Genomic DNA, 14,693 nt, shown 5'->3' with positions numbered 1-14,693 from the left:
GGGCAGGACGGTTACTGGATGCGCTGTTCCAGCTGATTGCCTTTGACCCGGTTGATCCGTACGATTTGCTGGATCTTGCGCAGGTTGCGGATCAGGGTTGCCAGGTGCACACGGTTATGCACCTGCACGGTAAAGTTGACGTTGGAGTACTGGCTGCCGTCGCTGGTCTCCACGCTCACATTGTCAATGTTGGCTTCTGCATTGGAAATGGTGGCCGCAATCTTGGCCAGCATGCCGCGCTCATCCACCACCGTGATGCGCAAGTTGACGCTGAACAGTTTTTTCGGGTCCGCATCCCATTCCACATCCAGCCATTTTTCCGGATCCAGCCGGAATTTGCGGATGGCGGGGCAATCATGCGTGTGAATGACCAGGCCTTTATCTTTATTGATAAAGCCCAGAATCGGGTCGCCAGGAATCGGGCGGCAGCAGGGCGCAAACTGAACAGCCATCCCCTCGGAGCCACGGATGGTAATCGTATCGAGTACCTTGCCGGTTTTATCTTCGGTTTCGGCTGGATGGGCCAGCAGCTGGTGCGCTACCATCAGGCTGTTACGTTTGCCGAGGCCGATATCGGTCAGAATGGCCTGGCGCGTTTTGCTGCCATAGTCATTCATGACTTTTTGCCATTGTTTGTCGCTAATGTCGCCAGGCTCGATATGCATGGCGCGTAACGCCACATTAAGCATACGCTCGCCCAGTTGTGCCGACTCTTCCACCTTGACCGTTTTCAGGTAATGGCGGATATGCGAGCGCGCCTTGCCGGTCACCACATAATTGAGCCAGGCCGGATTGGGTTTGGCCAGCGGGGCAGTAATGATTTCCACATGGTCGCCATTGCGCATTTCACTGCGTAGCGGTGCCAGCTCATTATTGATCTTGACCGCGACACAGCTATTGCCCACATCCGAGTGGACGGCATAGGCAAAATCCACCGCCGTCGAGCCACGTGGCAAGGCCATGATGTTGCCTTTGGGCGTAAACACATAGACCTCGTCCGGGAACAGGTCGACCTTGAAGTTCTCCAGAAATTCGTGGCTATCGTCGCTTTCGGTCTGGATTTCTACCAAGCGTTGCAGCCACTGGTGGGTTTGTTGTTGCAGCTTGGTCAGGTGGGCATCGGTGGTTTTATACAGCCAGTGCGCGGCCACCCCGGCATCGGCAATGTTGTGCATCTCCTGGCTGCGGATTTGTACCTCAATCGGCGTGCCAAACGGACCAAACAGGGTGGTATGCAACGATTGATAACCGTTGGCCTTGGGGATGGCAATATAGTCCTTGAAGCGGCCGGGAATAGGTTTGTAAAGCGCATGCAGCGCCCCTAACGCCAGATAGCAGGCGGCGTTGTCCTTGACGATGACGCGAAAACCGTAAATGTCGTTAATTTGCGACAATTTCATCGATTTTTCGCTCATCTTTTTATAAATACTGAACAGATGCTTTTCGCGGCCCTGTACATCGTACTCAATGCCGTATTGCAATAGCTGGTTCTGGATGGCCTCCAGGATCTTGCTGATCACTTCTTTACGGTTACCGCGTGCCAGCCGGATGGCTTTGTCGATCACGTGATAGCGGTTGGGGTATAAATACTTGAGGCTCAGGTCTTCCAGCTCATGGTAAATCGGGTTCAGGCCCAGCCGGTTGGCAATGGGCGCATAAATATCCAGCGTTTCACGGGCGATGCGCTTTTGCTTTTCTGGCCGCATGGCGTCCAGTGTTTGCATGTTATGCAGCCGGTCAGCCAGCTTGACCAGGATCACGCGTACATCCTGGCTCATGGCCAGCAGCATTTTTCGGAAGTTTTCCGCTTGTGCCTGCATGGCAGTTTGCAACTCGACCTTATCCAGCTTGGTCAGGCCGTCTACCAGGTCAGCCACTTGTTTGCCAAAGCGCTCGGCAATAGCGGCACTGTCGACTTCGGTATCCTCGACCACATCATGCAGCAATGCGGCCAGCAGGGTAGGCAGATCCAGGTGCAGTTTAGCCAGAATACAGGTCACCGCCACCGGGTGCGAGATATACGGTTCACCGGTTTTGCGGGTTTGTCCCGCATGCGCCTGGTCGGCATAGCGATACGCTTGCCAGACCAGTTGCACTTCTTCTTCGTTGAGATATTTGCGGATCAGCTGGGTAAGGGGGGAATCCTCACGGTCAGCGGGGAGCAAGTCCGCTTCGCTCAGCGGCGGTTTGGACTTGCGATGGGCATGGTCGCCTTGGGTGTGGGGCATGGCTGCTTAAGCGTGGCCCTTTTTCTCTAAGATCTCTACACCGATTTTACCGGCAGCAATTTCACGCAAGGCAATCACGGTCGGTTTGTCTTTTTGTGAATAACCACTGACGAGTGGATCGGAACCGTTGGCCAATTGTCTGGCGCGATAAGCCGCGACCAGCGTCAGTTGAAAACGGTTAGGGATGTTGTCCAAGCAATCATCGACAGTAATACGTGCCATAAAAACCTCTATCTGTGTGAACCTGAAGTGCGGCGTGCGCCGGCTTAGGTAAGGGATTGAATCAATGACGCGTTGCAGGCTACCTGGCGGTTTAACTGCAAGCGCTGGGCGCGAACAATCGCCATCAGATCCTGCAAGGCCACGTCAAAATTATCATTAATTGTAACATAATCAAACTCATGCACGTGACGCATCTCCTCACGCGCGGCGGACAGTCGTTGTGCAATCACGGCTTCACTGTCCTGGCCGCGGCTGTTGAGGCGGTGCGCCAGCGCTTCGATGGAAGGCGGCAGAATAAAAATAGAGGTCGCGTCAGGGAATAAGGTTCTGATCTGCTGTGCGCCTTGCCAGTCGATTTCGAGGATCACATCGCGGCCGGCAGCCAGGGCGCCTTCGACTTCGCTTTGCGCGGTGCCATAGCGGGCGCTGTGCACATGTGCGCTTTCCAGAAAACCGCCGGCGTCTAGAATCTCCAGAAATGCGGGCTCTGAAACAAAATGATAGTGGATGCCGTCTTCTTCACCCGGACGCGGTGCACGCGTGGTGTGCGAAACAGACAGTTTCAGGATCGGGTCTTGCGCCAGCATGGCGCGCACCAGGCTGGTTTTACCGGCGCCAGAGGCGGCAGAGATAATAAATAAATGGCCGTGACTCATCATGCACACCATTCAGGGTCAGGCAAGGAAGAGAACACGGCTTTCAGGCCCTCGCTCCAGCCTTTACGGATGCTGGAATAACAAGGGTCATCTTCTGTCAGGCGTTGCCGTTTGCCGGCGCTTAAAGTATCAGTTCGGTATATCATCAAATCAATCGGTAAGGCCACAGAAATATTGCTGCGGATGGTGGAGTCAAAAGAAATCAGCACGCATTTTACCGCATCTGTGACATTGGTTTGATGTTTGATCACGCGATCAATGATCGGCTTGCCGTATTTGGTTTCGCCGATTTGCAGGTAAGGCGTATCCGGGGTCGCTTCGATAAAATTACCGGCGGCATACACATTAAACAGCCGTGGCTTTTCGCCCTTGATTTGCCCTGCGACCAGCACGCTGGCACTAAAGTCTATGCCGTGCTCCTTGAGTGCTTTGCCGTCACGCTGATGCACACTGCGCATGGCCGCGCCCACTACGCTGGCGGCTTCAAACATCGAATGCACATTGTGCAGGTTGGCATGGCCTTCTGCCGACTTGAGTTGTTCGCGGCACAAGTTGACCACGGATTGCGTGATCGCCAGATTGCCTGCGGTTAGCAGCACAATCATACGTTCGCCCGGCACTTCAAACACATGCATCTTGGGTGCAATCGCCACCTGGTCCACCCCGGCATTGGTGCGCGTGTCTGAGGCCAATACCAGACCTTGTTCAAGCAGGATTCCTACACAGTAAGTCATCTCAAGTCAGTCATTTATCAAGTTAACAAATATCATAGCATGCGAGTACTTGCTATTGCTGGGCGGCTTGTGCCTGCTCACGTAATTGCTGTAAGTGTGCCTGCCGTTGCGCTTCGCTCAGCGCTGTCTGGCGGTTGACGCTCACCATGCTGGCCATGCCTTCCTGGCCGCCACCCATACGTGAGCCAGTCACCGGACTGGCACTGCGGTAGTCGAGACCGACCGCCAGTTTGACATGGGTTTCATCCACCGGAATACCATTGGAGACATCCAGCCCCAGCCATGTCTCTTGTTGCCAGACTTCTACCCAGGCATGGGTTTGCATCAGGCTGCCATCCTCGGTAAACAGGTAGCCACTCACATAACGGGCGGGCCAGCCCAGGCTGCGGCAGCAAGCGATAAAAGCATGCGCATGGTCCTGGCAGACGCCCTTGCCCAGTTCAAAGGCGAGGGCGGCGGGGGTGTTCACCTCGGTGGCGCCCTTGCTGTATTGCATGCGGTCGCGCAAGGCCTGCATCAGCGCGTGCGCGGGCGCATGGGCAAAGTCTTTGGCAAAGGCCATGATGGCATCATCGGGCTGGGTGAGGGGCGTGTCTCGCAAAAAAACAGTCACTGGCAAGGTTGCCGTATCTGCGCTGGTCGCGGCGCCCGTTTCGACCTCACCGCTCACCGTGATCAGTAAAGCCTGGTGCGGCTGGTCGACGACCAGCGTGTGCGCCAGGTTGCCAAACGCATCTGCAAACGGGGTCAGCTGCCCGGCTACCTTGATCTCCCAATGTCTGACTTGCTGGCGCGGGTCCGTGCGGGGTGTCAGGCGCAGTTGCTGTATTGTGTATGGCACCATTTCGCTGTACACATATTGGGTTTGATGTTCGATGGTTAACCGCATGTCGCTTCCCAAATAAAAAAGCGCAGTGCTGTCTTAGAGCAATCTGCGCATGAGGGGTTCATGGCAATCGTGTGTCAGGCGTCAGGCCGTGGCGCTTAAAAAATTACGTTGTATTTCCTCGCCCAGTTTGCGGTTGGCCAGAATAAATTCATCCAGAAAATGGTGTACGCCATCTTTTAAAATGTCCAGCATGCGGCCGTAATGCAGTCTGGCATGCATCTGGCCAGCCAGCCGCTCGGCTTCGGTGTGGCGGCTGCCGGCGACCTGACGCAAAATCGGCATGATCTCGGCGTAACAGGCATGCAGAGACCGCGGCATGTCTTCACGCAGAATCAATAATTCAGACACCTTGGTCGGTTCAATGGCATCGCGGTAGACTTTTTGGTAAGCCTGAAATGCCGAGACCGAGCGTAACACCGCACTCCATTCGTAGTAATCCACCGCGCCGTAATTGGCTTCTTGCATGGGCATCAAGTACTCATACTTCACATCCAGCAGGCGGGCAGTATTGTCTGCGCGTTCCATAAAGGTGCCCAGGCGCACAAAGCTAAAGGCCTCGTCACGCAACATGGTGCCAAAACAGACGCCACGGAACAGGTGCGAACGGCTTTTTACCCATTCGCAAAATTCGCTCAAGCCGGATTGGGTCAGGTCCTGTTTGATATATTGCCCAAACTCAATCCACAGTGTGTTCATGTTTTCCCAGGTCTCGGTGGTCATGGCCACACGCACGGCACGGGCGTTTTCACGCGCACTACGCAATGAGCTGTAAATGCTGGACGGGTTCTGGCTATCCATGACCAGATGCTTGATGACGTTGGCGGCCGACAGCTCTTTGTAATTGCTGTCATAAATGTCGCGGATCCCGGCAATTTCAAGCACGGCATCCCAGAGTTCGGCTTCGTTGCTGCTGTCTGAAGGCAACAGGGACATGTTATAAGTCACGTCCAGCACACGGGCCACGTTTTCAGTACGCTCAATATAGCGTGCCATCCAATATAAATGATCTGCGGTACGGCTTAACATATGACGGCCTCTTGCGTTGCTTGTTGGGCAGCCATTTGCGACTGCACGGTTTCTGCACTGACATCGTCCCGCTCCAGCACCCAGGTATCCTTGGTGCCGCCCCCTTGCGAGGAGTTCACCACCAGTGACCCTTCTTTGAGCGCTACGCGCGACAGGCCACCCGGCACCACACTGACCGTTTTGCCAGACAGCACAAATGGCCGTAAATCCACATGACGCGGCGCAATGCCCTGGTCGACCAGCGTTGGGCAGGTTGACAGTGCCAGCGTCGGCTGCGCGATGTAGTTAGCGGGTTTGGAGACGATGCGTAAACGGAATTCTTCAATTTCCTGCTTGCTGGCTGTGGGGCCCACCAGCATGCCGTAGCCGCCTGAGCCCTGCACTTCCTTGACGACCAGCTCGGGCAGATGATCCAGCACAAAGGCCAGATCATCTTCCTTGCTGAGTTGATACGTAGGCACGTTCTGCAAGATGGGGGATTCACCCAAGTAGAACTTGATCATCTCCGGCACGTAAATATACGTCGCCTTGTCATCGGCCACGCCGGTGCCTACAGCGTTGGCCAATGTGACGCCACCATTGCGGTAAACGGAGAGCAGACCTGGCACGCCCAACAGGGAATCGGGCTTGAACACCAGAGGGTCGAGGAAGTCGTCGTCAATGCGGCGGTAGATCACGTCCACCCTTTGCGGGCCTTGCGTGGTGCGCATATAGACGGCGTTATTACGGACAAACAAATCCTGGCCTTCCACCAGTTCTATGCCCATTTGCTGGGCGAGGAAAGCATGTTCAAAGTAAGCGCTGTTGTAAGCGCCGGGTGAGAGCAATACCACGGTCGGGTCAGTGACGCCGGTCTGGGCGACCGAGCGCAGGTTGTTTAGCAGTACACTGGGGTAATGCTCCACCGGGGCAATCGGGTATTTTTTAAACAAATCCGGGAACAGCCGCATCATCATCTTGCGGTCTTCGAGCATATAAGACACGCCGGAAGGGGTACGCAGGTTGTCCTCCAGCACGTAAAACTGCGACTCGCTGGTGCGGACCAGGTCTATCCCTGCCACATGCGCATACACCTGGTTAGGCACAGTCACACCCACCATTTCCGGGCGGTATTGCGAATTGGTCAGGATGCTGTGCGGGACAATGCCGGCCTTGATGATTTCCTGATCATGATAAATATCATGCAGAAACATATTGAGGGCGCGTACGCGCTGGACGGCACCTTTGGACAAATGCGCCCATTCACTGGCCGAAATCATGCGTGGAATCACATCAAATGGAATCAGGCGCTCGGCACCATCTTCTTCACCATACACGTTAAACGTGATGCCGACGCGGCGGAACAGGACTTCTGCTTCTGCGCGTTTGGCCGCCAGTTGCTGGGTAGGCACATTCGCCAACCAGCGGTTATAGGCCTGGTAAATCGCCCTTACATTGCCCCCATAGCCCTGCATTTCATCAAAAAACTGTTTGGCCGTTTGCGTCATCGTGCTGGACCTTTGCCTTACTTGTAAAATTCATTTAAACAAGAGCAAGCCGTGTGCCAGCCTGTAAAACCCATTTAAATCATGAGTTTATGTTTTATATGAGCGGGTTTTAGAAAGAAAGTGCACCTAAGTGGTGCACTCTCGAATCACGGTTTTGGTGCAAACCGCGTGTTAAATAGGGCTTATTCAATATTCTGAATCTGTTCACGCATCTGTTCGATCAGCACTTTCAGTTGCATGGACACTTGTGTCGTTTCAATCGCCACCGATTTGGAGCCTAGTGTGTTGGCTTCCCGGTTCATTTCCTGCATCAAAAAGTCCAGCTTTTTGCCCATGGTGCCGCCAGCCGTAAGGATACGGTCCATTTCAACAATGTGGGCATTGAGCCGCGCCAGCTCTTCATCGACATCAATCCGTTGGGCATAGAGCACGATTTCCTGACGTACGCGGTCATCCTCTGCCTGCATGGCTTCACGCAGTTTGGTGGTCAGTTTATCCTGATATTGGCTGATCAGGGCAGGTAACAGCGGTTTGACGATGCTGATCTGCTCACGGACGCCTTGCAGACGGTCGAGCAGCACTTGCTTGAGTTTTTCACCTTCGCGCTGGCGGGCGGCAATCAGTTCATCAATGGCCTGCGACAAGCCATTGAGCAGGCTCTGTGCCATGGCCTCGGTATCGATGCTCTCCGTTTGGCAAACACCGGGCAGCTTGAGCACTTCAACCAGATTGACGGGTTGCGCCTGCGGAAAATGTTGCTGTAAAGCGGCCAGGGTTTGCGCGATCTGCCCGACCATCTCAGGGTTGAGCGTCAGGTTAGCCACCGCGGCATCGCTTTTGAGATTGATGCGGCATTCAACTTTGCCACGTCCCAGGCGGGACTGCAGCAATTCACGTACTTGCGCCTCAAACTGGCGCAAGTTGTCATCGATTTTGACATTGAGCTCGAGATAACGGTGGTTGACTGCTCTCAGCTCAATCAGCAGCAGTCCGCCAGTAAAGCGGCTTTCGGTGGCCGCAAAGCCGGTCATGCTCAACATCGGTTGGCTAGCGGGGGAATTTTTTATCGTCATCATCTGGCTCCTGGCAAACTCACTGATTGTATCAAATGCGGTATCGTTATGCGAAAATGGTACAAACAAGGCGGCGCGCAGAACAAATCACAACCTCTGCTGATGCCATGCCCTTAATAAAAGCCATGATTGTGACGTTAAAGCGCTAGTGAAGCTCGCTCATAAATACGATTTTGCCTTGCCGGTAGGCACTGTGCTGCATGACTACACCATTACCAAGGTGCTGAGTCTGGGCGGGTTCAGCTTCGTCTATCTGGCGCAAGACGCGCAGAAAACCACGGTTGCTATCAAGGAATACATGCCGGTGACCTTGGCCGAGCGCGAGGGCGATACGCATATCCGCTCTAATGGCAAAAATGAAGCCGCCTACAAACATGGCATGAAGTGCTTTTTTGAAGAAGGTCTGGCGCTGGCCAATATCGAGCACAAAAATATCGTGCGCGTGAAAAACTTCTTCCGCGCCAACAGCACCGTCTATATGGTCATGAAATATGAGCGTGGCAAATCGCTGCAAGACTACATCATGGCGTTAGCGCAGCCTGTGCCCGAGAATTTTCTGATCCGCATGTTCGTTGAGTTGCTCAATGGATTGCGTGAGGTGCACTCACGCAAATTGCTGCACCTTGATATCAAACCGGCCAATATCTATATCCGCCTGGATGGCTCGCCAGTGCTGCTGGACTTCGGTTCGGCGCGCCAGGCTTTGTCCGAGGTGACGCTGGCGCCCACTTACACGCCGGGTTATGCCCCGCCTGAGCAATATATAGACCGCAAACATCTGGGCCCCTGGAGCGATATTTACAGTATAGGCGCCAGTATGTATGCCTGTATGCACCGGGCCTCGCCGATCGCGGCCAACCAGCGCCTCAAGCACGATATGCTGGTGCCGGCCGTGGAGTTGGGGCAACAGATCTACTCTGAAAAATTGCTGGCGATTATTGATGAGTGCATGCAGCTGGACTACATGCTCAGACCGCAAAGTGTGTTTTCATTGCAGAAAAAAATGATCGGCATCCATGTGGCTGAAGATCCGCGTGGCTCGCTGGTGGATAAAATTATTAAAGTGTTGACCAAGCCACTATGAAATTCATCCTATGAAATTCACCATTGCACAAGGTAGTCGCCAGGGGCCGCGACCCTATAATCAGGACCGGCTGGCCTACTCTTACCATCGGCATGCCATTTTCATGGTATTGGCAGACGGCATGGGCGGGCACCAGCATGGCGATGTGGCGGCCGAAATCGCGGTCAAAACCATGATCGATGCCTTTCAGCGCGAATCAAAGCCCATGATTGCGCAACCCGCGCAATTTTTGCGCGAGCAGATTGCACAGGTGCATGAGGTGATCGAAAACGTCCGCCTGCAAAAGCGTCTGCAAGAGTCTCCGCGGACCACCATCGTCGTGGCTTTGATTCAACACAACAAACTGTTTTGCGCCCATGTCGGCGATTCCCGCGCCTACCTCTACCGCAACGGCCTGGTCGAGTTTCAAACCGAAGATCATTCTGTGGTGCAATCCTTGTTGCGCGAGGGTAAAATCCGCGCTGACGAGGTCAACCATCACCCGCACCGCAATAAAATTTATAATTGCGTCGGCGGGGATCGTGAACCGCAGGTCGAGCTGACCGCGCCGATTCCGTTGCGTGAGGGCGATGTGGTGTTGCTATGCTCGGATGGCGTCTGGAACGTGGTGTCCGAGATCAGTATGGCGCAACACATGCTGGCGGCGGATATCCATGATGGTGTCACGCGTTTGCTCGACGATGCCGATGCCGCCAGTATTACCGTTGGTGATAACATGAGCGCCATTGCGCTGCAGTGGGGCGAACGCATTGTCACCCCGCTGACGATTTCAACGCTGGATTTACCGCTAGACGTCACCACCACCATGATGAATGAAAGCCCGGTCACGCCCAGTCCGTATGCGTTAGACCTGACTGACGAAGAAATCGAAAAGGCGATTGCCGAGATTCAGGAAGCGCTGGGCAGAACCCGGCAATTGATTAAATAAGAGAAAGTAACCATGACCAGACCCAGCCAGCGCGCCAACGACCAGTTGCGTGCCATCGAAATCATTCGCCATTACACCAAGCATGCAGAAGGCTCAGTACTGGTTAAATTTGGCGATACCCAGGTGATTTGCACTGCCAGCGTAGAAGAAAAAGTGCCTGGCTTTTTAAAAGGCAAAGGCCAGGGTTGGGTGACGGCAGAATACGGCATGCTGCCACGGTCTACCGGTTCCCGCATGGACCGTGAGGCCGCGCGCGGCAAGCAAACTGGCCGCACGCAAGAGATTCAGCGCCTGATCGGCCGCAGTCTGCGCGCCATCATCGACCTCGAAAAACTCGGTGAACGCACCATCCACTTTGACTGTGATGTGATTCAGGCAGATGGCGGCACCCGCACCGCCAGTATCACCGGCGCCTATGTTGCCATGGTCGATGCCGTGTCAACCTTGCTGCAAAAAGGCCTGTTGGCCGAGAGCCCGATCAAAGACTCTGTGGCCGCCATTTCCGTCGGCGTTTACCAAGGCACACCCGTGCTGGATTTGGACTATATCGAAGACTCTGACTGTGATACAGACATGAACGTGGTCATGACCGGCAACGGTGGCTTTGTCGAGATTCAGGGCACCGCCGAAGGCGAGCCCTTTGCCCGCGAAACCATGAATCAGATGCTGGACCTTGCCGCCAAGGGCATCAGCGAAATTGCCGTGATTCAGCAAACCGCACTGGCCGCCTAATATGGCCTTGCCGTTTGAAAAACTGGTGATTGCTTCAGGCAACAAAGGCAAACTCCGTGAAATCACCCATTTGCTGGCACCCTTGAATATCGAGGTGCTGCCGCAATCCGAGTTTAATGTGCCAGAGTGCCCCGAGCCGTATGGCACCTTTATTGAAAACGCTCTGGCCAAGGCGCGCCATGCCAGCGAGCATACCGGCTTGCCCGCGCTGGCCGATGATTCCGGCCTGTGTGTCGATGCCTTGCAAGGCGCACCAGGCGTGATTTCTGCACGCTATGCCGGGCCACAGCCAGCCAAAAGCCTGCTCACGCAAGACGAGCGCAATAACGATAAATTGCTCACAGCCATGGAACGCATTGCCGACCGCCGTGCCTATTTTTACAGCGTGGTTGTGCTGGTGCGCCATCCGCAAGATCCGCAACCGATCATTGCCGATGGCCTATGGCGCGGTGAAATCCTGCGTGAGTTCCGCGGTACCGAAGGCTTTGGCTACGACCCACTGTTTCTGGATACGCAGACGGGCAAAACCGTGGCAGAATTACCGCTTGAGATCAAAAGTCAGTTGAGTCACCGCGGTCAAGCGATGGCCAAACTGCTGCAACAACTGAAAACACTCAGTCATTAAACAAACAAGATGAGTAAACAAGACCATGAGTAATGAATGGCCAAAATGGGTACGCGATGACGGTTCGGTGGTGTCCTGCACCGAAAAGGTCAAAGTCATGGCCGAAAATTTTGACGAGCTGAAACAAATTGCCCAAGACGCGCTGGAAGACGGCTTGCTGATGGAGGTCAGCGAAGCGCAGATGCGTAAAGCGTTGCACGAGCTTGTTGACGCCTTAGTTAATCCTTATAACAATATTTAGGCCTGCCAAATGGCAAGCCTCTCACCGCAACAAATCCTCCAAGACGTTTTCGGTTACAACCAGTTTCGCCACCAGCAACAAGCCATCGTAGAACATGTCATCAGCGGGCAGGATGCGCTGGTGCTGATGCCCACCGGTGGTGGCAAATCGCTTTGCTATCAAATTCCAGCCTTGGCGCGTGATGGGCTGGCGATTGTTGTCTCGCCCTTAATTGCCCTGATGCAAGATCAGGTCGAAGCCTTGCAACAACTGGGCGTCAACGCCGCCTTTTTAAATTCCAGTTTAAGTGCTGAAGACAATGCCCGCATCACCCGCGAGGTGGTCAGCGGTGAAATCAAATTACTCTACGTTGCCCCCGAGCGCCTGATGGTCGGCAGCTTTTTGAGCCTGCTCGACGAAGTGCAGCAGCACACCGGCCTCGCCCTGTTTGCCATTGATGAAGCCCATTGCGTCTCGCAATGGGGGCATGATTTCCGTCCGGAATATCGCCAGCTCACCGTGCTGCACAACCGCTTCCCCGAGGTGCCGCGCATCGCACTCACTGCGACGGCAGATGCACCGACGCGAGCCGAAATTATCAGCCAGCTCAACCTCGAAAACGCCCGCCAGTTTGTCTCCAGTTTTGACCGCCCGAATATTCGCTACCACGTCGGCATTAAAAACAATGTCCGCCAGCAATTGCAGGCCTTCCTGGAGCGCGAACACCCTAATGACGCGGGCATTATCTATTGCCTGTCACGCAAAAAGGTTGAAGAAACCGCCGCCTGGCTGGTTGAAAAAGGCTGGCCTGCGTTGCCTTACCACGCCGGGTTGCCTGCGCAATTGCGTGAGCTGCATCAGCGACGTTTTTTGCGTGAAGAAGGCATCATCATGGTGGCAACCATCGCATTCGGCATGGGCATCGATAAACCCAACGTCCGCTTTGTCGCACATTTAGATTTGCCAAAAAGCATGGAAGGCTACTACCAGGAAACCGGACGCGCCGGGCGCGATGGCCTGCAAGCAAATGCCTGGATGGTCTACGGCATGGGCGATGTCGTCTCCATGCGGCAAATGCTCGATAGCGGCGAAGCCTCAGAAGAACGCAAACGGCTGGAGCGCTTAAAACTGGATGCCTTGCTAGGCTACTGCGAATCCACCGCCTGCCGTCACCAAAGTATTCTGCGTTATTTTGGCGAGAGCCACCCAGGTGCCTGCGGCCAATGCGATAACTGCCTGCACCCGGTCGAAACCTGGCAAGCCACCCAGGTCGCGCAAATGGCGCTTTCCTGTGTCTACCGCACCGGTCAAAGATTCGGCGTCGGCCATCTAATTGATGTGCTGATAGGCAAAGTCACGCCACAAGTCGAGCGCTTTGGTCACGAGAAAGTCAGCACCTTTGGCATCGGTAAAACACTCAATCAAAACCAGTGGAGCGGTGTTTATCGCCAGCTGATTGCGGCCGGGTTACTGGAAGCAGACATGGCTGCCTATGGCGGCTTGAAACTCACTGAAGCTGCAAGGCCAGTATTAAAAGGCGAGCAAGAAGTCTGGTTACGCCGCGATGCCGAACCCGAAAAACGCATGAGCAAAGCTGAACGTAGCGCCCGCGCCAAAGAAGCCTTTGAAGGTGCCAATGATGACCCACTCTGGCAAGCGCTTAAAGCCAAGCGGCTGGAACTGGCAAGAGAACAGGGTGTACCGCCTTATGTGATTTTTCACGATAGTACGCTGTTGGAGATTCATAACCGCAAACCACAGACACTGGATGAAATGGGGCAGATTAGCGGGATAGGGCAGGCGAAGTTGCAGAAATATGGAGATGCTTTTTTGCAGGTGCTTGAAGAAATGGCTTAAATCTAAAAAACGCATGCGCGTTAAAACTTCCATTGCACAAGGCGTAACAATCAACAATACTTTTTAGCTCATCATTTTGTTAACATATTTTAATAATTTAATTTAAGATATGAACACAAAATATTCCATTGACGGAATGTTGTAAGGGGGGCTAAGATGGCATGGTTGGTTGAATATACTGATGAATTCGAAGCTTGGTGGCATTCTCTGAATGAAGATGAGCAAGTATCTATTGCCGCTTCTGTTGGGTTGCTGGAATCGTTGGGCACTCAGTTACCTTTTCCACATTCATCAGCAATTAACCAGTCACGGCATTGCCACATGCGTGAATTGAGAACACAGCACGATGGCCGTCCATTAAGGACACTGTATGCATTTGATCCTCGCAGAGCTGCCATTTTGCTGATTGGCGGCGATAAGACAGGTGATGGTCGATGGTATGAAAAATATATTCCAGTCGCTGATCAACTCTACGATGAACATATCAAGGCATTGATAAAGGAAGGATTGATAGATGGCAAAAAACTTTAGTGCACTTAAAGCCGCGCTCTCGCCAGAAGCGCAATCCAAAGTGACTCAAAAAACGGAGCAAATGCTGCAAGAAATGCCTTTGCACGAGTTACGCCAGGCACGTGGTTTGTCGCAAAAAATGATGGCAGAAGCGCTGCATATTCAGCAACCTGCTGTGGCAAAAATCGAAAAACGCACCGACATGTATTTATCTACCCTGCGTAGCCATATTCAGGCCATGGGTGGGGAACTCGAGATTGTGGCAAGGTTTCCAGAGGGTTCGGTCAAGATTCAGAATTTTTCCGATCTGTGATTTTCGTCGTGTAAGAGGCTAGTTTTGCTGCTAGAAATGTTATTTTGCAAGACTTGACCCCCATTCTTTCCTAGTTCTGTATTACTTAATGTGGAGGTTAGAAAATAAC

16 protein-coding genes are annotated in these 14,693 nt (G+C 53.7%); 8 read left to right on the top strand and 8 right to left on the bottom strand.

The features are described 5' to 3' along the window. Window positions 1–11: 11 nt before the first annotated feature. The 8 genes from Q9292_RS02995 to Q9292_RS02960 form a co-directional block, all read right to left on the bottom strand. Window positions 12–2,228: a bifunctional (p)ppGpp synthetase/guanosine-3',5'-bis(diphosphate) 3'-pyrophosphohydrolase gene (locus tag Q9292_RS02995; protein WP_313984589.1), complete on the bottom strand. Its 2,217-nt coding sequence runs from the start codon at window positions 2,226–2,228 to the stop codon at window positions 12–14. Between the two features lie 6 nt (window positions 2,229–2,234). After that, window positions 2,235–2,450, bottom strand: coding sequence for a DNA-directed RNA polymerase subunit omega (rpoZ, locus tag Q9292_RS02990; RefSeq protein ID WP_194749635.1), 216 nt, complete (start codon window positions 2,448–2,450; stop codon window positions 2,235–2,237). A gap of 44 nt (window positions 2,451–2,494) precedes the next feature. Continuing rightward, complete coding sequence (gene gmk, locus Q9292_RS02985) at window positions 2,495–3,106, bottom strand: guanylate kinase (RefSeq protein WP_313985778.1); 612 nt, start codon at window positions 3,104–3,106, stop codon at window positions 2,495–2,497. Next, window positions 3,106–3,840, bottom strand: a complete 735-nt coding sequence (locus tag Q9292_RS02980; protein WP_313984586.1) for a proteasome-type protease — start codon at window positions 3,838–3,840, stop codon at window positions 3,106–3,108. The genes gmk and Q9292_RS02980 overlap by 1 nt, the downstream gene beginning before the upstream one ends. 52 nt (window positions 3,841–3,892) lie before the next feature. Next, window positions 3,893–4,729 carry a transglutaminase family protein gene (locus Q9292_RS02975; RefSeq protein ID WP_313984583.1) on the bottom strand — a complete coding sequence of 279 codons (837 nt, stop codon included), beginning with the start codon at window positions 4,727–4,729 and terminating at the stop codon, window positions 3,893–3,895. Window positions 4,730–4,810: 81 nt separating this feature from the next. Beyond that, window positions 4,811–5,755, bottom strand: a complete 945-nt coding sequence (locus Q9292_RS02970) for an alpha-E domain-containing protein (RefSeq protein WP_313984581.1) — start codon at window positions 5,753–5,755, stop codon at window positions 4,811–4,813. Continuing rightward, window positions 5,749–7,242 (bottom strand): circularly permuted type 2 ATP-grasp protein, encoded by a 1,494-nt coding sequence (locus tag Q9292_RS02965; protein WP_313984577.1) that lies wholly within the window; start codon window positions 7,240–7,242, stop codon window positions 5,749–5,751. The genes Q9292_RS02970 and Q9292_RS02965 overlap by 7 nt, the downstream gene beginning before the upstream one ends. 182 nt (window positions 7,243–7,424) lie before the next feature. Beyond that, the gene (locus Q9292_RS02960; protein ID WP_228518950.1) at window positions 7,425–8,318 is read right to left on the bottom strand and encodes a YicC/YloC family endoribonuclease; all 894 of its coding nucleotides are present in this window, start codon (window positions 8,316–8,318) and stop codon (window positions 7,425–7,427) included. 145 nt (window positions 8,319–8,463) lie between these two features. Between Q9292_RS02960 and Q9292_RS02955 the strand changes: the two genes are divergently transcribed. From Q9292_RS02955 to Q9292_RS02920, 8 genes are all read left to right on the top strand, one after another. After that, complete coding sequence (locus tag Q9292_RS02955; protein WP_313984573.1) at window positions 8,464–9,399, top strand: serine/threonine-protein kinase; 936 nt, start codon at window positions 8,464–8,466, stop codon at window positions 9,397–9,399. Window positions 9,400–9,409: 10 nt separating this feature from the next. After that, window positions 9,410–10,327 (top strand): PP2C family protein-serine/threonine phosphatase, encoded by a 918-nt coding sequence (locus Q9292_RS02950; RefSeq protein ID WP_313984570.1) that lies wholly within the window; start codon window positions 9,410–9,412, stop codon window positions 10,325–10,327. A 12-nt stretch (window positions 10,328–10,339) separates the two neighbouring features. Continuing rightward, window positions 10,340–11,059: a ribonuclease PH gene (rph, locus tag Q9292_RS02945; protein ID WP_194749628.1), complete on the top strand. Its 720-nt coding sequence runs from the start codon at window positions 10,340–10,342 to the stop codon at window positions 11,057–11,059. A gap of 1 nt (window position 11,060) precedes the next feature. Continuing rightward, window positions 11,061–11,684, top strand: coding sequence for an RdgB/HAM1 family non-canonical purine NTP pyrophosphatase (gene rdgB / locus Q9292_RS02940; RefSeq protein ID WP_313984565.1), 624 nt, complete (start codon window positions 11,061–11,063; stop codon window positions 11,682–11,684). A gap of 25 nt (window positions 11,685–11,709) precedes the next feature. Beyond that, window positions 11,710–11,925, top strand: a complete 216-nt coding sequence (locus tag Q9292_RS02935) for a hypothetical protein (RefSeq protein ID WP_313984563.1) — start codon at window positions 11,710–11,712, stop codon at window positions 11,923–11,925. Window positions 11,926–11,934: 9 nt separating this feature from the next. Beyond that, window positions 11,935–13,761, top strand: coding sequence for a DNA helicase RecQ (gene recQ / locus Q9292_RS02930; RefSeq protein ID WP_313984560.1), 1,827 nt, complete (start codon window positions 11,935–11,937; stop codon window positions 13,759–13,761). A gap of 156 nt (window positions 13,762–13,917) precedes the next feature. Continuing rightward, window positions 13,918–14,292, top strand: a complete 375-nt coding sequence (locus tag Q9292_RS02925; RefSeq protein WP_313984557.1) for a type II toxin-antitoxin system RelE/ParE family toxin — start codon at window positions 13,918–13,920, stop codon at window positions 14,290–14,292. Continuing rightward, window positions 14,276–14,584 (top strand): XRE family transcriptional regulator, encoded by a 309-nt coding sequence (locus Q9292_RS02920; RefSeq protein WP_275357403.1) that lies wholly within the window; start codon window positions 14,276–14,278, stop codon window positions 14,582–14,584. The genes Q9292_RS02925 and Q9292_RS02920 overlap by 17 nt, the downstream gene beginning before the upstream one ends. Window positions 14,585–14,693 lie beyond the last annotated feature (109 nt).

Source organism: Methylophilus sp. VKM B-3414, assembly GCF_032248435.1.
Lineage (GTDB): Bacteria > Pseudomonadota > Gammaproteobacteria > Burkholderiales > Methylophilaceae > Methylophilus > Methylophilus glucosoxydans.
The sequence above is the reverse complement of the archived record's forward strand: the minus strand, read 5'-3'. Positions and strand labels throughout refer to the sequence as shown.

Bases quoted from the DNA above. Each gene is read 5' to 3' on its own strand.
- Q9292_RS02950 (WP_313984570.1), top strand. From the start codon at position 9,410: ATGAAATTCACCATTGCACAAGGTAGTCGCCAGGGGCCGCGACCCTAT.
- rph (WP_194749628.1), top strand. From the start codon at position 10,340: ATGACCAGACCCAGCCAGCGCGCCAACGACCAGTTGCGTGCCATCGAA.
- gmk (WP_313985778.1), bottom strand. From the start codon at position 3,106: ATGAGTCACGGCCATTTATTTATTATCTCTGCCGCCTCTGGCGCCGGT.
- Q9292_RS02995 (WP_313984589.1), bottom strand. From the start codon at position 2,228: ATGCCCCACACCCAAGGCGACCATGCCCATCGCAAGTCCAAACCGCCG.
- Q9292_RS02965 (WP_313984577.1), bottom strand. From the start codon at position 7,242: ATGACGCAAACGGCCAAACAGTTTTTTGATGAAATGCAGGGCTATGGG.
- Q9292_RS02920 (WP_275357403.1), top strand. From the start codon at position 14,276: ATGGCAAAAAACTTTAGTGCACTTAAAGCCGCGCTCTCGCCAGAAGCG.
- rpoZ (WP_194749635.1), bottom strand. From the start codon at position 2,450: ATGGCACGTATTACTGTCGATGATTGCTTGGACAACATCCCTAACCGT.
- Q9292_RS02960 (WP_228518950.1), bottom strand. From the start codon at position 8,318: ATGATGACGATAAAAAATTCCCCCGCTAGCCAACCGATGTTGAGCATG.
- Q9292_RS02935 (WP_313984563.1), top strand. From the start codon at position 11,710: ATGAGTAATGAATGGCCAAAATGGGTACGCGATGACGGTTCGGTGGTG.
- recQ (WP_313984560.1), top strand. From the start codon at position 11,935: ATGGCAAGCCTCTCACCGCAACAAATCCTCCAAGACGTTTTCGGTTAC.
- Q9292_RS02980 (WP_313984586.1), bottom strand. From the start codon at position 3,840: ATGACTTACTGTGTAGGAATCCTGCTTGAACAAGGTCTGGTATTGGCC.
- Q9292_RS02975 (WP_313984583.1), bottom strand. From the start codon at position 4,729: ATGCGGTTAACCATCGAACATCAAACCCAATATGTGTACAGCGAAATG.
- rdgB (WP_313984565.1), top strand. From the start codon at position 11,061: ATGGCCTTGCCGTTTGAAAAACTGGTGATTGCTTCAGGCAACAAAGGC.
- Q9292_RS02925 (WP_313984557.1), top strand. From the start codon at position 13,918: ATGGCATGGTTGGTTGAATATACTGATGAATTCGAAGCTTGGTGGCAT.
- Q9292_RS02970 (WP_313984581.1), bottom strand. From the start codon at position 5,755: ATGTTAAGCCGTACCGCAGATCATTTATATTGGATGGCACGCTATATT.